This window comes from Gemmiger formicilis (genome assembly GCF_016901605.1).
GTDB classification, from domain to species: domain Bacteria; phylum Bacillota; class Clostridia; order Oscillospirales; family Ruminococcaceae; genus Gemmiger; species Gemmiger formicilis_B.
The window spans coordinates 1-339 of record NZ_JACJKP010000533.1; the positions used below are offsets into that span (position 1 = coordinate 1).

Consider the following 339-nt stretch of genomic DNA (forward strand, 5'->3'; position numbering starts at 1 on the left):
AGGTCCTTGACACCCAGAATGGCACGGGCAATGGGTACGAACTCATCGAGACCATCCACGATATGTTCCTGAACTATCCGGATATCGAGACCCAGATCATCGCCGCCAGCGTGCGCAACCCCATCCATGTGACCGACTGCGCCCTGGCCAAGGAAGGGAACTTTGCCGCCCCCGGCACACCGGGGGTGCTTTCGGCCCTGGGGTACCGCCCGGGGGATTTTGCCGACGGCCCCGTGATGTACGTGGCGGCTGCCGAGGGCGACGGCGATATGATCAACGGCCGCGGCGACGCCTACTGCGGTATGCTGAACTGCTCCTACAACCTGGGTATGCGCCACC

1 pseudogene is annotated in these 339 nt (G+C 63.4%); it reads left to right on the top strand.

The annotated features are described in order from the left end of the window. Positions 1-339, top strand: a pseudogene (locus H6B10_RS15810) (hypothetical protein); the annotation flags it as partial.